Annotated in this window: 10 protein-coding genes; 8 read left to right on the top strand and 2 right to left on the bottom strand. The window is 42.5% G+C overall.

The genetic code is table 11. The features are described 5' to 3' along the window. Window positions 1-165 precede the first annotated feature (165 nt). The 3 genes from H5202_RS04790 (at window position 166) to H5202_RS04780 (ending at window position 3,158) form a co-directional block, all read left to right on the top strand. Window positions 166-705, top strand: coding sequence for a hypothetical protein (locus tag H5202_RS04790; protein ID WP_182771052.1), 540 nt, complete (start codon window positions 166-168; stop codon window positions 703-705). 319 nt (window positions 706-1,024) lie between these two features. Beyond that, the gene (locus H5202_RS24160) at window positions 1,025-1,705 is read left to right on the top strand and encodes a lytic transglycosylase domain-containing protein (RefSeq protein ID WP_443019331.1); all 681 of its coding nucleotides are present in this window, start codon (window positions 1,025-1,027) and stop codon (window positions 1,703-1,705) included. Between the two features lie 91 nt (window positions 1,706-1,796). Next, window positions 1,797-3,158, top strand: a complete 1,362-nt coding sequence (locus H5202_RS04780; RefSeq protein WP_443019330.1) for a M28 family peptidase — start codon at window positions 1,797-1,799, stop codon at window positions 3,156-3,158. Window positions 3,159-3,312: 154 nt separating this feature from the next. Here the strand turns inward: H5202_RS04780 and H5202_RS04775 are convergent, their stop codons facing one another. Then, window positions 3,313-4,158 carry a 23S rRNA (adenine(2030)-N(6))-methyltransferase RlmJ gene (locus H5202_RS04775; RefSeq protein WP_182771049.1) on the bottom strand — a complete coding sequence of 282 codons (846 nt, stop codon included), beginning with the start codon at window positions 4,156-4,158 and terminating at the stop codon, window positions 3,313-3,315. 130 nt (window positions 4,159-4,288) lie between these two features. On the opposite strand from H5202_RS04775, the gene H5202_RS04770 reads away from it, so the two are divergent. From H5202_RS04770 to H5202_RS04760, 3 genes are all read left to right on the top strand, one after another. Beyond that, window positions 4,289-5,065 carry a class I SAM-dependent methyltransferase gene (locus H5202_RS04770; protein WP_182771054.1) on the top strand — a complete coding sequence of 259 codons (777 nt, stop codon included), beginning with the start codon at window positions 4,289-4,291 and terminating at the stop codon, window positions 5,063-5,065. Window positions 5,066-5,292: 227 nt separating this feature from the next. Beyond that, entirely contained in the window at window positions 5,293-7,335 is a 2,043-nt protein-coding gene (locus H5202_RS04765; RefSeq protein WP_182771048.1) for a tetratricopeptide repeat protein, read from the top strand. A 787-nt stretch (window positions 7,336-8,122) separates the two neighbouring features. Next, a complete protein-coding gene (locus tag H5202_RS04760) occupies window positions 8,123-9,526 on the top strand; it encodes a methyl-accepting chemotaxis protein (RefSeq protein ID WP_182771047.1) in 1,404 nt (467 codons plus the stop codon). Between the two features lie 658 nt (window positions 9,527-10,184). On the opposite strand, the gene H5202_RS04755 is transcribed toward H5202_RS04760, so the two are convergent. Beyond that, entirely contained in the window at window positions 10,185-10,949 is a 765-nt protein-coding gene (locus tag H5202_RS04755) for a substrate-binding periplasmic protein (protein WP_182771046.1), read from the bottom strand. A gap of 405 nt (window positions 10,950-11,354) precedes the next feature. Between H5202_RS04755 and H5202_RS04750 the strand changes: the two genes are divergently transcribed. Next, window positions 11,355-13,034 (top strand): glucan biosynthesis protein G, encoded by a 1,680-nt coding sequence (locus H5202_RS04750; RefSeq protein ID WP_182771045.1) that lies wholly within the window; start codon window positions 11,355-11,357, stop codon window positions 13,032-13,034. An 11-nt stretch (window positions 13,035-13,045) separates the two neighbouring features. Further along, entirely contained in the window at window positions 13,046-15,229 is a 2,184-nt protein-coding gene (gene mdoH, locus H5202_RS04745; protein WP_182771053.1) for a glucans biosynthesis glucosyltransferase MdoH, read from the top strand. Window positions 15,230-15,242 lie beyond the last annotated feature (13 nt).

Genomic DNA, 15,242 nt, shown 5'->3' with positions numbered 1-15,242 from the left:
CATCACAAAATATATCCACTAAATTATTCATAAGCCCTCTGCGTGATTGGTTCCTTCTTGGTCGAAAGATCTGATCACGAAGAGGGCGATTAGTTCAATTTTTTATCCCGAGTTCAGGTTAAATAATGATTATGATAGTGAATAACAATAATAAAGGATGTCACCATGCAGGTGCTTTTTATAAGCCTCACTTTAGCCGCTATTCTGGCTTATCTTTGGTATGCCAGTTTACTTAAAAAACGCACTTCAGCTATTGAAGCGCTGAAAGTTATCGACTCAAAAATTGATAAAAGACTGACATTGTTTACCGAGCTATGTCAGGAAAAACCATCTTATCCACGCCCTTTAACAGATGACCAACAGACTCAGTTGGAGCTACTAAAACAGTTACAGCCCGAACACGATTGGGAACAACCGATTGAAGAGTCAAATATGGCTGGTGGCTCTTTGTCGGTATCGATAGCAGCTTGGCAGCAGATTGATCAAGGTTTAGAAGCGCTATTAGCTACAGTGAATAAAGACAAGCTGTGCGCCGAGCAGCTCGCCGAGTATATACAGCTAGAGCTAGACTTTGTCCACGCAGAAGACTTTTACCGCAAAGCCGTAGATGAGTTAAACAGTGGGGTTAAAATTTTCCCTGGTTCGGCAGTGGCAAAGTTAGCCCGTATCGCGCCGATGCCAATATTCGATCAAGTGCAGGAATAGTCCCATGACATGGCGTAATCGGCAGACGCTATTGAGTATCGCTACGTTGTTGGCTTGTGCTTGTATACCTTTGCATGTGCAAGCCAAGCAAGTGGTTTATCCTGCCGTGGAAGAAGTTGAAAAGCCGCAAATCAAAGCTAAGTATATTCCTCAGCAAACCGCAGTAAAAAAACAGTTATCGTTACAACAATCTCAAACGGCTAACGCTAAAAACCACTCCGCGCCAACGATTGAAACGTATAACGTGTTGAGCCAACGCAGCACTAAGGTTGTTAATGAGCAATCTATTAATGATCAGCTGTCGTTGAATGCTGGCTATGTGAGCGACAAACAGAAACCGCGTACCTTAACCAATAATTATTCGTTAACTAAATCGGGCACAGTATCGAGCAAGCCTCGCGTCAAGGCCAGTTACTCCGAAAATGGTATTGTCAGTGATTTAGGCGTGGAAAAGCGTAAAGTGTTTCAATACAAGCAAACCAATGGGGTGATGGTGTTTAGCGATCAACAACCGCTGGATGCAGACTACCAAGTATTATTGTATGAATGTTTTGCATGCCGGGTCGATTCGGTTATCGATTGGTATAAAATCCCATTATTTACTTCACATTTTGCTACCGATGTGGCTTTAGCCGCGCGGCAGTATCAGCTTGACCCAGCGCTCATTCGAGCTGTGATTCATGCCGAGTCAGCGTTTAAAATTGGCGCGTTATCCAAAGCCGGTGCCAAAGGCTTAATGCAATTAATGCCAGGTACCGCGAGCGATATGGACGTTGATGATCCTTTTAATGCTCAACAGAATATTCGGGGTGGCAGTCGTTATCTTGCGCAATTATTAAGCAAGTTTGACGGCGACATTGACCTTGCTTGTGCGGCATACAATGCTGGTCCAACAACGGTGATGCAATACCGCGGTATACCGCCCTATCCTGAAACACAAGCTTATGTAAAGCGCGTAAAAATATTATTAAAACGCTACCAAAAAGCATTAGCCAGTTAACTTAAGGTATTTATTAATGAACCATTTAATTCATAAAGTACAACCTAAGCGGGTCAAACTCAGTCGTAACAACGGTTATTGTTTAGCGGGCATGGCTGGGTTGTTGATATTGGGCGCTGTAACCGTGCCTGCATTTGCTGCCGACAAATCATCGTTTGTAGCTCCCTCACAAGAAGATGTGCGTTTATACGACATCGCTACCGCACCGCAAGCTAAGCGGATTGAACAAGATATTCGTACCTTAATCGGTTTTGGTACTCGGCACACTTTGTCGGATACCCAATCTGATACTCAAGGTATTGGTGCAGCCAGACGTTGGATTGAGGCTGAGTTTAATCGTATATCCAAAGAGTGTGGTGGCTGTTTAGAAGTGGTGACAGTGGGCGACACTGTTCAAGGTAAACGAATCGAGAATCCAACCGAAGTGGTTAACGTTATCGCGATTCAGCGCGGTAAAACGGATCCTAATCGTGTAGTGATGATGAGCGGTGACATTGACTCGCGTGTCAGTGACGTGTTGGATGCTACCTCAATTTCTCCGGGCGCTAACGACAATGCATCGGGTGTGGCTGGGGCGTTAGAAGCTGCGCGAGTATTATCAAAATATCAATTTAACGGCACTATCGTTTATGCTGCGTTGTCGGGCGAAGAACAAGGTTTATATGGCGGCAATATTTTAGCCGATTACGCTAAAGCGCAAAATTGGCAGGTTCAAGCAGTATTAAATAATGACATGATTGGCAATATATCTGGCATTAATGGTGTGGTGAATAACAGTAGTGTGCGGGTGTTTTCTGAAGGTGTACGTTTTGCCGAAACGGTAGATGAAGCCAAAGAACGCTATTTCAGTGGCGGCGAAAATGATTCTGCTTCACGCAATTTAGCCCGTAAAATTAAATCACTAGCCGACCAGTACATGACTAATTTAGAGGTGATGCTGGTGTACCGACTCGATCGTTTTGGTCGTGGTGGGCATCATTTACCGTTTAATCAGGCAGGATTACCAGCCGTGCGGATTATGGAAACCAACGAGAACTATAATCGGCAGCATCAAGATATACGGGTAGAAAATGGTATTGCATATGGTGATGTGATTGAAGGTGTTGATTTTGGCTTTACTGCTAAACTGACCGCGCTTAATGCGCTAAGTTTAGCGTCTCAAGCTTGGGCTCCCGCGCCACCGACTAAGGTGACTATTGCTGGGCAAGTATCACCGAGTACCACCTTAAGCTGGGCAAGTAGTGATGATAAAACCGTTGTCGGTTATCGCGTATATTGGCGCTCAACGACAGTAGCGGAATGGACGCATAGTCGCTATGTCGGCAAGGTTAATCAGTTCACCTTAGATAATATGGTTATCGACAATTATTTGTATGGTGTTGCGAGTGTTGCCGCGAATGGCAATGTTAGCCCGGTGGTGTTTCCGGGTGCAGCAGGTGCATTCTTTAAGTAAAACGCTGTAACAGCTATTGAAGATAAACAATAAAAATGCCCAAACCGTTGCTGCGGTTTGGGCATTTTCTATTATCTACTATCAGTAATCAGTAATCAGTAATCAGTATTCAGTATTCACATTGCACTGCCAAATAAATCCTGCAGAGGTGAAATTATTCGCCCACTTCCCACTTCACAGTAGTATGACCGTCGGCACGGCCTAATAGTGGCGCCAAATAATCTAATGCTTCTTTAGCCAATACATCCATTTGCCAAGGTGGGTTAATTACCCATAAACCCGCTGCCGTCATACCAAACTCGTCACTGTCGGCGCTAATGCCTTGCTCAATACGCAGTTGTTTGTTAATGCCACTATTTTTGAGCAGCGTTAACATAGCTTCTGTTTGCTCACGTTTAACCACCGGATACCATAAAAGAAATGTCCCGGTAGCAAAGCGTTTGTGGGCTTTAATGATGGCTTGAGCAACATCTTGATAGTCAGTTTTCATTTCATAGCTTGGGTCGATTAATATCACCCCACGACGTTCTAATGGCGGTACAGCGGCAATTAATCCCTGTAAACCATCACCTTTAATGACTTTGACTTGTCTGTCTTCCACAAAATAATCTGCTAATAACTCATGGTCAGTACCATGCAGTTCGTGTAACACCATACGATCTTGTGGACGAAGCTCAACATCTACTATAGCGGGTGAGCCAGGGTACACGGTTAACTCGCCATCAAACTCAGCGTTAAAGTGCTGCACAGTTTCAACATAGTTGGCCAATGCGGTGGGTAAATTAGCGTGGTCCCATAATTTGGCAACGCCCTCTAAATACTCTCCGTTTTTTTGAGCAAATTCATCGGTTAATGAGTAGGCACCTGCACCTGCATGAGTATCGATATACACATAAGGTTTATCTTTTTTTTGCATGGCTTTTAATACTTGAATAAGCATTGAGTGCTTAAGTACATCGGCATAATTGCCTGCATGATAACCGTGGCGATAACTGAGCATGGGCATTTCCATTTACTAAATGAGACAGCAAAAACTGTGTAATAACGACATTATAAGTTTTCTAGCGCGCGAGGTATAGGTGTTCACTGGTGATGGCTTTTGGCATAATGGCGTAGTTTCTTACATTGGCATGGTAATCATCTTGTTGCAGACACCGATCTTCTTTAATCAGCAGTATCCTTCATTAGCCGATATAGCCGAGCGCTGGCAGTTCGTGTGGGACAAAGACGCCGCTTTTGAATTGCGTTTCGATCAAAACTGCTTGAGTTTGCATAAGCGAGATGAGCCTAAGCTTGACGGCATTAGCGTTGACTTTGTGTCTGGTGCAGTGGCGCATCGACGTAAGTTTGGTGGTGGGCGCGGTCAATCGATTGCCAAAGCTGTCGGACTAAAGCAAGGCGTAACACCCACCGTAGTTGATGGCACCGCAGGACTTGGCCGAGATGCTTTTGTACTGGCAAGCCTAGGCTGTAAGGTCATTATGGTTGAACGTCATCCTGTTGTGGCTGCATTACTTGAAGATGGTTTACGCCGAGCTTATGAAGACGCCGAAATCGGCGAGTGGATGCGCGATTTGATGAGCTTATTCCATGGTTCAAGTATTAGTGCATTAGCCAATGCAGCTCAAGCGTCTGGCACTGAAATTGATGTTGTTTATCTTGACCCTATGTACCCACACCGCGAAAAATCAGCCCTGGTTAAAAAAGAAATGCGCGTGTTTCAAACCTTAGTCGGCGCAGACCTAGATGCCGATGGACTACTGGCCCCCGCAATAGCCTTAGCCACTAAACGAGTAGTAGTAAAGCGCCCAGATTATGCCGGCGATCTTGATGGGGTAAAACCCAGCATGATCATCGCAAGTAAGAAAAATCGTTTTGATGTGTATGTCCGTGCTGCAATGAAATAGCTTCTATTTTGATGTCAGAAATTAGTGTGACACTCGTGTCGCTGAACCCATATATAGAGCATGACGCTTATGTAGCACTTCGTTGTGCGAAATAAATAGAAAATCAATAACATCATGATATTAAATATTTTTGTAATAAAAAATAAACAGTAGCGTAAAGTGATATTTATTATTTTGGGTTAAGTCGTTATGATGTTGAAATGCTAAATTATCGTTAAAGGAATAACATGTATCACCTTCTTCTTATCACTCTGATCGCTGGACTTTTAGCTGCTTGTTCATCGACATCTAGCAATAATGACAAAACCGAAACTGATACGAATCTTCATAACAGTGATGATCAATTACGTTTAGCAGAGTCGTATCATAAGAACAATCAGCCAGAAAAAGCATTAACACTTTATCAGCAAGCTGCAAATGACGGTAATGCTAGAGCTCAGGGTGAATTAGGGCTGATTTATGACCTAGGTGCTTTAGGGGTTAAAGAAGATAATGCTCTTGCATTCCATTGGTATAATAAAGCCGCGAAACAAAATGACCCTCAATCCTTTGTTAATTTAGCTTCTTTTTATCGTGAAGGTGAATTTGTAGAAAAAGATCTTGATAAAGCGATTTTCTATTATCAAAAAGCACTTAATCAAAAATTTGCCATGGCAAATTGCGAGTTAGGTTACCTGTATCTAGATGAACCAAGTTATCAAGATTTACACAAAGCCGAGGCTAATTTCCTTATTGGGGCGGAGTTAGAACAAGTATCTTGTTATTTGGGGCTAGCTTATCTTTATGACTTTGAAAAAAATGATCAACAGCAAGCTTTTAGATGGTACAAATTGGCGGCTGATAGTGATTCAGCAATTGCGCAGTATAACCTTGCTCTCATGTATATTAATGGGGCTGGAGCTGACAAAAACATCCAACTTGGGCATGAATATTTAGCCATTGCTGTAGAGCATCATTATCCTTTTGCTGTTGGTTATCTTGCTAAAACATATGATTTTGGCTGGAATGTTGGTGAGGATAAATTAGCTGCTGTAGAGCTTTATCATAAAGCCGCAGAGCTTGGTGACGCAGACTCGCAAGTCAATGTGGGTATGTTTTATGAAAATGGTGAGTATGTTTCCCAAAACATTCAAACAGCTTTACAACTCTATAAGATGGCTGCCGATCAAGGTAATGCGCTCGCGTTAAATAATATTGCAGTACTTTATTTAAACGGTGAAAAAGTAGAGAAAGATTTATCTACTGCTGTACCGCTTTTTCATAAAGCAGCTGCATTAGGTAATCCAAATGCACTCACAAACTTAGGTGTAATGTATCGCTTCGGCAATGGTGTGCAACAAGATGATAAACAATCATTTTCTTACCTTAAGCAAGCTGCAGATTTAGGCTTTAATGCCGCTTATAAGCATCTGGGTATTAGTTATCATTTAGGTAAAGGGACTGAGAAGAATGATAAGTTAGCGTTATCATACCTATTGGGTTCAGTTAACCATAGTGCTAACTCAGCTTATTATAGTGGTGTTATTTATTCGCAAAGTTCCGAGGTTACTCATGATTTTGACAAAGCCATTACTTACTTTGAAAAAGCATATGAGCTAGGGCGTCAACAGACTGGTTCGAATATTGGTTGGATATATGAAACTGCAAGTCCAGAACATCATAATATTCAAAAGGCCATTAACTGGTATCAACAAAGTCTTTCAAGTTCTTATTCATGTATTAGGCTAGCCAAGTTATATCTAAAAGGTGAGGGTGTAGCCAAAGATCTCGATAAGGGGTTTGAGCTTTACCGTGAATATGCACGGATAGAAAAGGCCGATGCAGATGCGCTTATTGGTAATCTATACTTTTTCGGCGATGTAGTTGAACAAGATTATCAAAAAGCTAAGTTACACTTTGAAAGGGCTATCGCCAATAAGCAGCTCACTGCTGCTAATAACTTGGGCGAAATGTATCGCTTAGGAACGGGTGTGCCACAAGATATACACAAAGCTATTTCACTCTATGAAGCCTCTATAGACTGGGGTGGAATAATTGCCATGGTGAATCTTAGTGAAATTTATTTGAATGGCGAAGGGGTAGCGGTTAACGAAAAGCTCGGTTTGAGTTGGTTGACTAAAGCCGCTGAGCTTGGACAGCACGATGCTCAATATGCTTTGGGAAAGCGATTGATTGGCAACCAAGATCAAGTTGAAGGTGATAAATGGATAAAGCAAAGTGCTGAATTAGGTAATGAAAAAGCGCTTAAATATCTCAACCGAAGTCTTTAATCTTTTCCAATAGCAAATCGGCTATCACGATTTCGAAGTAGCCGATTTGTGGTTTTTTATCAGTTAATCGACTTATGTAAAGTGGTATTTCTGCCGCCGCTTAACCACAGAATGCACACAACGCACCAGCGGTCGCATATAATAACCATGAAGGCGCAACCTAACCGCTCGTTGAAGCGCCTGACAACATAGACCGAACGGCTACAAGTAAATAGCCCCCCCGTTTTGTGACATACCAGAACGCTATACGGATCGGTGCTGATCATCGGTGCGAAAACTAATAAACGATAGCCTCAAAATAAAATAAGCACCCAGAGGATAAGCCCAGCATTTTTGTCCATATAAAAGCAAAGTGAGGCACCAAGTGTCCTGCCAGCAATGAGTAGTGCCAAAATAAAGCTTAGGGTGCCTCGTTCTTTTAATTTAGTCAGTGATAAAGTTAATACTAAGCTACAAAGTGCGTTTATTACTCCTTTAACTGCAGCTGAACCCACGGCTGTGGCATTCGATATTTTCTGCTGATTTTTTCAGTAAAGTTATTTATTTTTCAGTTGTTCAGTTGAAATTAGTGTCTTTATTAGCTTTTTTTGCGTGATCTAGGTGCCAATTTTGTTATTTAGAAATACCTGCTGCCGATAGTCATATATGATTTTTATCATTGGCCGAATTACACGTTCTCTTATATTGCATTCTCCATATAAGATCGGCTTACATTAAGACTTGCTTAATAAGATAGGGTTTCAATACATTCGGTAGTCACAGTTCATTTTTTATTGGAGATATCATCGTGAAAGACGTTGCATTTCGTTGGATAGATAAGTATTTAATCAGCGTAAAATTACAGGAAAATTTTCTTGTTCTATTCTTTTCTGCATTGCTTGCTATTGTGGTTATTGGCGTTAGTTTCGCTGATGCAGCATCTTCGCAGCGAACTCTGGCAGCTCAAAAACAAGTAGATGTCATTGCCCAATTAGCCTCCGCGACTCAATTATCAGCATCGGAACTGGCGCCAATACTGCAAAATACAGCGATTAACATCGGTCGTAATTCTGATATTTCTGCGCAGGTTTCAGGGCAGGACTATTCATTGAGTTACGTTGATGACACGAGTTTTCTGTCTGGGTTAGGCCTATGGCACATCATTGCCATTAGTTTGAGTTTGTTGTTGATGATTGCGTGCTCTCATTACATTATGACATTCATTGGTGGCGGCTTATTCCATATTTATGAAGCTCTGAGAAAGCTGGCCGAGGGTGATCTTGCGTCCCGCATTGGTTACACACCTGCACGTAATGAATTTAATTTGATTGCCAGAACCGTTGATAGAGTTTCAGAGCGTGAACATTTACTGGTGAAAACCACTCAAGAAGCAGTTGCTTTGATCCAACAAATTAGTGCTCAGTTACGTGTGCGTAGTACTGAGAACTCAAAATTAGCCAGTGTGCAGCAAGACCGTATTGACTCGCTAGCGAGCGCAACGGAAGAGATGGCTGTGTCGATTCGAGAAGTTGCGAGCCATGCTCAAGAATCGTCGACGCAAATATCGCGCGCCACTGAGAAAACAACTCAAGGCCAAGCTCAAATTAAAAAAACCTTGGTTGAGATTAATCAATTAACAGGTGAAGTTCGTGGCACTTCTGTTGCCGTAGCGGAGTTAGATGCTAGCGCGACTGAAATTGGTGAGGTTATTGCTACCATTAATGCCATTTCTGACCAAACCAACTTGCTAGCCCTTAATGCAGCTATTGAAGCGGCAAGAGCTGGTGAGCAAGGCCGCGGATTCTCAGTGGTTGCAGATGAAGTAAGAACCTTAGCGGGTAGAACTCAAGCGGCGACAGTTGAGATTCAAAAAATTATTGAAACGCTGCAGACCAATAGCCGTGGTGTGATGAAGGTGATGGCGAAAACCGTAAAAGAAGCTGAATCAAGCGAACTGTTAATGACAAGTGCAAGCCAAAATATTAGTGAGATAGCAGAGCAAAACCAACATATCTCAGATAGAAGTTTGGAAATTGCAGCCGCTGCTGAAGAGCAAGGCGCTGTGGCTGATAATATTGCCAATGATGTCGATTCTGTTAGAAACAGCTCAATTCAAGTGATGAACCTAGTAAATACAACGGCTAAGGAAATTGAGAGTTTGAGCCGTCAGGCTGATGTGCTGGAAGAGTTGATGAAGGATTTGATTGTTTAACGTTTATTCGGCGGCGTTATGTAGACTAGCTGTATGTATGTGTTGCTGATCTTGTCGTGGTCATCTAAAAGCTAAAGCTATTTCTATTGATTATTGAGGAATGAGCATTGATGAATGAGCATGATGCTCAGGTTTCAATAAAAAATACGCTAACCAATAAAAAAAGCCTCAACATTAACGTTGAGGCTTTTTTTCAAAATATTGATTATTAATGATTTTATTGTGGTTTTAAGTGTTCATCTTAGAAACGATAACGATAACGGTTGTCTAACCGACAGTTAAGCTAGTGTGCGACCTGATGCTGAGTAGGGCTTATGTTGGAATGAAGTTTTTATTTGATAATCGTTTTCATCATTTGTATTTGTATTTGTATTTGAATTTAAAGCCTTTTCTCACAAGCTAGAATGTTAATAAGACTCTGTGGTTATTCAAGTGTCGTTAGCAATCGACATTGTGAGTGTCATTTTTGAGTCGAAATATGAGTGATGAAACCAAGATTAGATTGCGTTAGTCACTCACTTGTCGAGTTGAGGTGATTATTATCCCGAGCATGGGTAACTTACCCTATGAAATGACAGGGACGGTGGATTTGAGGGCTATATATGTTTCTTACGATGGGGCCATAAGTGCAGGTTTATTTTTAACGATGGTTTTAATATCACTTATTTTGTCTAATTTCTTGTAGCGATGCATCCATAGCAGCTTGAACATCAAATTTTAAAAGGCCTCGATTAATAATCTCTAACCATTTTAGGCCTTGTTGATCATTAATGAGCGCAACATGTAAGCTCTTGTGTGCCAATATTTTTTGGTTAATTTGTAGAAGAGGAGCAACTTTTGCAATTTGTGGATCTGACTTCAAAAACTCGTAGACGTTCACGTCAATCACAATAGTATCAATACGGCCTACTGCGAGTTTTAAGATATTTTGTTTATCATCTTTTGCGGTTTCAGACGTTTGACTTCCATTTAATATCATTTCATCAATTTCTGCTGTATTTACATATCCATCAACAACACCTAGTGCGTATTGATTTAAATCACTTACAGTATTCCAAATAATGGGCTTTGTTTTGTGTTCGAGTAACCCAATCGAACTCATTCCTAAGGATTTAGAAAACAGAAAATCATTTGAAGTCGTTAAATACTCAGGAAAATAACCAATAATTTGGCCTATCTTTACCATTCTTACTGCACGGTTCCAAGGTAAAACGGTGGTGTTAAGTTCGTGTCCCTCATAGCGTAATGCTTGAGCTACAATTTTACTTGTAATTCCAGCATCAATTAACGCTGTGCCGGTAAATGGTGGCCATTCTAATGTTGATAGCTCAAGCGTCTCTGACATCGTGTGACAAGAGATGACTAAAATGAATAATGTACTTAAACACAAAATTTTTAATCTAACGGATAAATTTGCAATCATTTATTCCCTAACCTATTACTTTTTTATAAAGCTAAAAATGTTGATGATTCATATAGATAGTCAAAAAACAGAGTGCCACACTCAGAAGCAGTAAAATGAACAATAAAATCAACACTCAACTTGTAGTATAGCCGTCATTATAGAAGAGGTAGATGAAATGTGCTTTGCTTTGAAATCATAAGAATTAACGTATTAACGTTGGATACGACAGATGTAATATTTAGTTATATCGATAGACTAAAATATTATTGACGTTAGTCTGCTTTATCTATGATTGCATGTGCAATTTTTTGGCGTTCTGATATCGTTCGCGAAATAGAGCATAGGGTTGTGTACCAAGACATTTTGCCGCAATAACCGCTCTGAAACTTGCATATTAACGCTGTATTTTTTAGGTAGCCTATTATGGTTAGCTTACTGAGTTGTGGTACTTCGGTCTCATCTCACACTGTAAAAAAAGCGCTAACGCGTTTGTCGTTAGCCATGGCCGCAGGGCTTTGTTTTAATCTTGCTGCACAAGAACCCACACCACCCATTATTACCCCCACATCGCCTAGCGTAACCATACCGCTGCAAACTTATGCAGATGAACAAGCGATAGTGAAATCAGCTAATAACCTGAACACAGAAACCAAAGTGCGTTTTGCTAAAACGGCTAACTTTGACTCTGATTCTGTGGTGAAAATTGCGCGTAAATTAGCGCAAAAACCGTATGCGGAACTTAAAGACCCATTACCGCCAGGGTTGGCTAAAATTTCCTACGATGAATACCGCGATATTCGCTTTAAGCCTGAAGCCTCTATTTGGAAAGCTGAAGGTTTGCCGTATCAAATGCAGCTCTTTCATCGGGGTTTTTATTTCCAAGACTTGATTGAAATTGCCCTAGTTGAAGGTAAGCAAGCTAACCATTTAGCCTATAACTCAGAGTTTTTTACTGCAGGTGATGTGTTAAGTCAGCGTTTACCGACCCAAGATATTGGCTATTCTGGTTTACGTATCCATTATCCACTCAATAACCCTGCATATTTTGACGAGCTTATGGTATTCCAAGGAGCGAGTTATTTCCGCGCTTTGGGTAAAGGCAGCGATTACGGCTTGTCTTCAAGGGGCTTAGCATTAAATACCGCAGAACCGGAAGGCGAAGAGTTTCCAATATTTAGGGCATTTTGGGTAGAACGTCCAAACACCGACAGTAACTTAATTGTGGTGCATGCCTTGCTAGACAGCCCAAGCGTGGCAGGGGCATATCGATTTTCTGTAAGACCAGGTGACAACACCCATATCGATGTGGAAGCGACGCTATTTCCACGCGTGGATTTAGTTAAAGTCGGTTTAGCGCCTAGTACTAGTATGTTTTTACATTCAATGAATGGTCGCCAAAACACCGATGATTTTAGACCCGAAGTGCATGATTCTGACGCGCTATTGATCTTAAATGGTCGCGGTGAACGTTTATGGCGTCCACTAGCTAATCCAAAGCAATTGCAAGTCAGTGCCTTTATAGACAACTCGCCTCAAGGGTTTGGCTTAATTCAACGTGAACGTAGTTTTGATGCGTATCAAGATCTCGAAGCCCATTATGAGCGTCGCCCAAGTTTATGGGTTGAACCGGTCGGAAATTGGGGCGCGGGTGAGGTTGTGTTAACCGAAATTCCAACAGATTCTGAAATTCATGACAACATCGTCAGTTACTGGAAACCTAAACAACCTATCGCAGCCGGTAGCGAGTTTCATTTTACTTATCGGTTAATTTGGGGCAGCGAGCCCGAAGTTGATGATGGCACTGTTATTGTGGCCCGTACCGCCAGTGGCCGTGCTGAAATCGCTAAAGCCACACCGAGACGTTTGTTTGTTATTGACTATCAAGTTAAACAAGGCAATAACGATGAAATTCCGGTCGCCAAAGTGCAGAGTTCAGCGGGCGTTGTGACCAATGTGGTGGTGTCTCGTCAGCCTAAAACCAATGGCTACCGTTTGGCCTTTGAAATGGATCCACAAGATGCTGAATTGATCGAGCTACGTGCTGAGCTTAAGTTTACTGGCCCACGTGATGTCGAAACCTGGCTTTATCGTTGGACGCTTTAAGCATGAACATGATGCAGCCAGATGCTGATATTAGTGCCGTCGACCCTATGTTGGTCGGTGGTGCAGCCATGCCGCTAGAGCGACCAAGCCCAATGGAAGCGCAAAGTTTACGTGCGTTGTCCGATGGTATGCCACGTAAAAGCATTATCGCCGATGGCGTAAAGTCAGACGGATTACGTCGTCTGTTAGTGGTTGGCAGCGCGTTTATCATGTCGGTTATGGCTATTTACGAGATGGTGTCGGTATTTAATGTCGGCGGCGTAACGCCACTTGAATACATCGTTTTAGTGTTGTTTGCGGTTAACTTTTGTTGGATTACATTGGCATTTAGCGGCGGCATAGCCGGCTTTATTATGCTACTCAAAAAGCCTGCGATAGAAACGGCCGAACGTATAAAACTGCATACCCGCACCGCGATATTAATGCCGACTTATAACGAGTCACCCGATCGCGTTTTTGCCGCGGTCGAAGTGATGGCGATGGCATTGGTTACGTCGGGTGAAAGCCATGCGTTTGATTGGTTTATATTAAGCGACACTACTGACCCTGATATTGCGTTGGCAGAAGAGCAGGCATTTTTAATATTGCGTCATCAAGTAAGCAAAGATGCGCGGGTTTATTACCGCCGTCGGCGTAAAAATGATGCCCGTAAAGCCGGTAATGTGGCCGACTTTTGCAAGCGTTGGGGCGCTAGATACGATCACTTATTGGTGTTAGACGCCGACAGTTTAATGGAAACCCATACTATCGTTAGTTTGGCGAGACGGATGCAGGCAGACCCTGATGCTGGGCTTATCCAAACTATTCCGTATTTAATTAATGGCAACACCTTAATGGCGCGATTACAGCAATTTGCTGCGCGTATTTATGGTCCGGTTATTGGTACTGGTTTATCTTGGTGGACCCACAAAGAAGGTAACTTTTGGGGTCACAATGCCATTATCCGCACCCAAGCTTTTATGAGCGCAGCAGGGTTACCCAACCTTGCAGGTAGACCGCCATTTGGTGGCCATATCATGAGCCACGACTTTGTCGAGGCCGCGCTCATTCGACGTGCTGGTTGGAGCGTGGTCATTGCCGCAGACCTTCCAGGGTCTTATGAAGAATGCCCACCGTCTATTGTCGATTTAGCGGTGCGCGATCGTCGTTGGTGCCAAGGCAATTTACAACACTCACGGGTATTGTTTAGTAAAGGATTACATTGGGTTAGCCGCTTACACTTACTCACGGGAATAATGGCTTATTTATCATCGCCATTTTGGTTAATGCTGATTTTGTCGGGCTTAATGCTGGCATTACAAGCACACTTTATTCGCCCAGAGTATTTTACTGATCAATTCTCTTTGTTTCCCACTTGGCCGGTAATGGACTCAGACCGTGCACTACGGTTGTTTTATATCACCATGGGCATATTGTTTGGTCCTAAAATTCTTGGGATCATATTGTTACTGAAAAATAGCATCATGAGTAAGCAATTAGGTGGCAGAAGCAAAGCCATGATTAGCGTGGTGATTGAAGTGATATTGTCGGCACTGATAGCGCCAATAATGATGCTTATCCACTGCGGTGCGGTGATGTCTATTTTAGCTGGACGCGACAGCGGTTGGGCGCCACAACGACGTGACGACGGCAGCTTACCTTGGTTAACACTGATTTATCGTCATCGTTGGCACATGCTAATTGGTGCGCTATTGGGCTACGCCGCGGTGCTTGATTCGCTTACCTTGTTGGCGTGGATGAGCCCAGCGTTAATTGGTTTGTGGCTTGCAGTGCCGCTTTCTGCCATGACAGGCTCTGAGCGTTTTGGTTTATGGGTCAAGCGCTTAACAATACTGGCAACACCGGAAGAAGTGTGTGCGCCGAAGCTTAGCCTGGATTCACAACAACGCCGTAGCGAATACGTTAACGCCATTGCAGAGCCGTGGACCTTATCAAGGCTACTGAAAGACTCAGAGCTAATGGATTTACATTTAGCCATTATTGACAAAAAGCCGCATCGTTTGCCTGGTTCAGCGGTTGAATCACTCGAAGCCATTACCCGAGTTAAAGTGCAAGAAGCGCAGTGCCAACACAACATTGTAAAGCTGTTTACCCGTCAAGAATTGGCGTATTTACTGGGCAATCCTTTATTACTAAAACAGTTACAAAAGCTGCCAGAGCAATATGTCACCGAAGGCATAGTGTCTTTCTGTTAGGTGGTTGTTTCAT

It is taken from the genome of Shewanella sp. SG41-4 (assembly GCF_014164505.1).
GTDB lineage: Bacteria > Pseudomonadota > Gammaproteobacteria > Enterobacterales > Shewanellaceae > Shewanella.
The sequence above is the reverse complement of the archived record's forward strand: the minus strand, read 5'-3'. Positions and strand labels throughout refer to the sequence as shown.

Excerpts from the sequence above, each read along its gene's own strand:
- H5202_RS04775 (WP_182771049.1), bottom strand. The coding sequence starts at position 4,158 with ATGCTCAGTTATCGCCACGGTTATCATGCAGGCAATTATGCCGATGTA.
- H5202_RS04770 (WP_182771054.1), top strand. The coding sequence starts at position 4,289 with ATGGTAATCATCTTGTTGCAGACACCGATCTTCTTTAATCAGCAGTAT.
- H5202_RS04755 (WP_182771046.1), bottom strand. The coding sequence starts at position 10,949 with ATGATTGCAAATTTATCCGTTAGATTAAAAATTTTGTGTTTAAGTACA.
- H5202_RS04790 (WP_182771052.1), top strand. The coding sequence starts at position 166 with ATGCAGGTGCTTTTTATAAGCCTCACTTTAGCCGCTATTCTGGCTTAT.
- H5202_RS04780 (WP_443019330.1), top strand. The coding sequence starts at position 1,797 with ATGGCTGGGTTGTTGATATTGGGCGCTGTAACCGTGCCTGCATTTGCT.
- H5202_RS04750 (WP_182771045.1), top strand. The coding sequence starts at position 11,355 with ATGGTTAGCTTACTGAGTTGTGGTACTTCGGTCTCATCTCACACTGTA.
- H5202_RS04765 (WP_182771048.1), top strand. The coding sequence starts at position 5,293 with ATGTATCACCTTCTTCTTATCACTCTGATCGCTGGACTTTTAGCTGCT.
- mdoH (WP_182771053.1), top strand. The coding sequence starts at position 13,046 with ATGCAGCCAGATGCTGATATTAGTGCCGTCGACCCTATGTTGGTCGGT.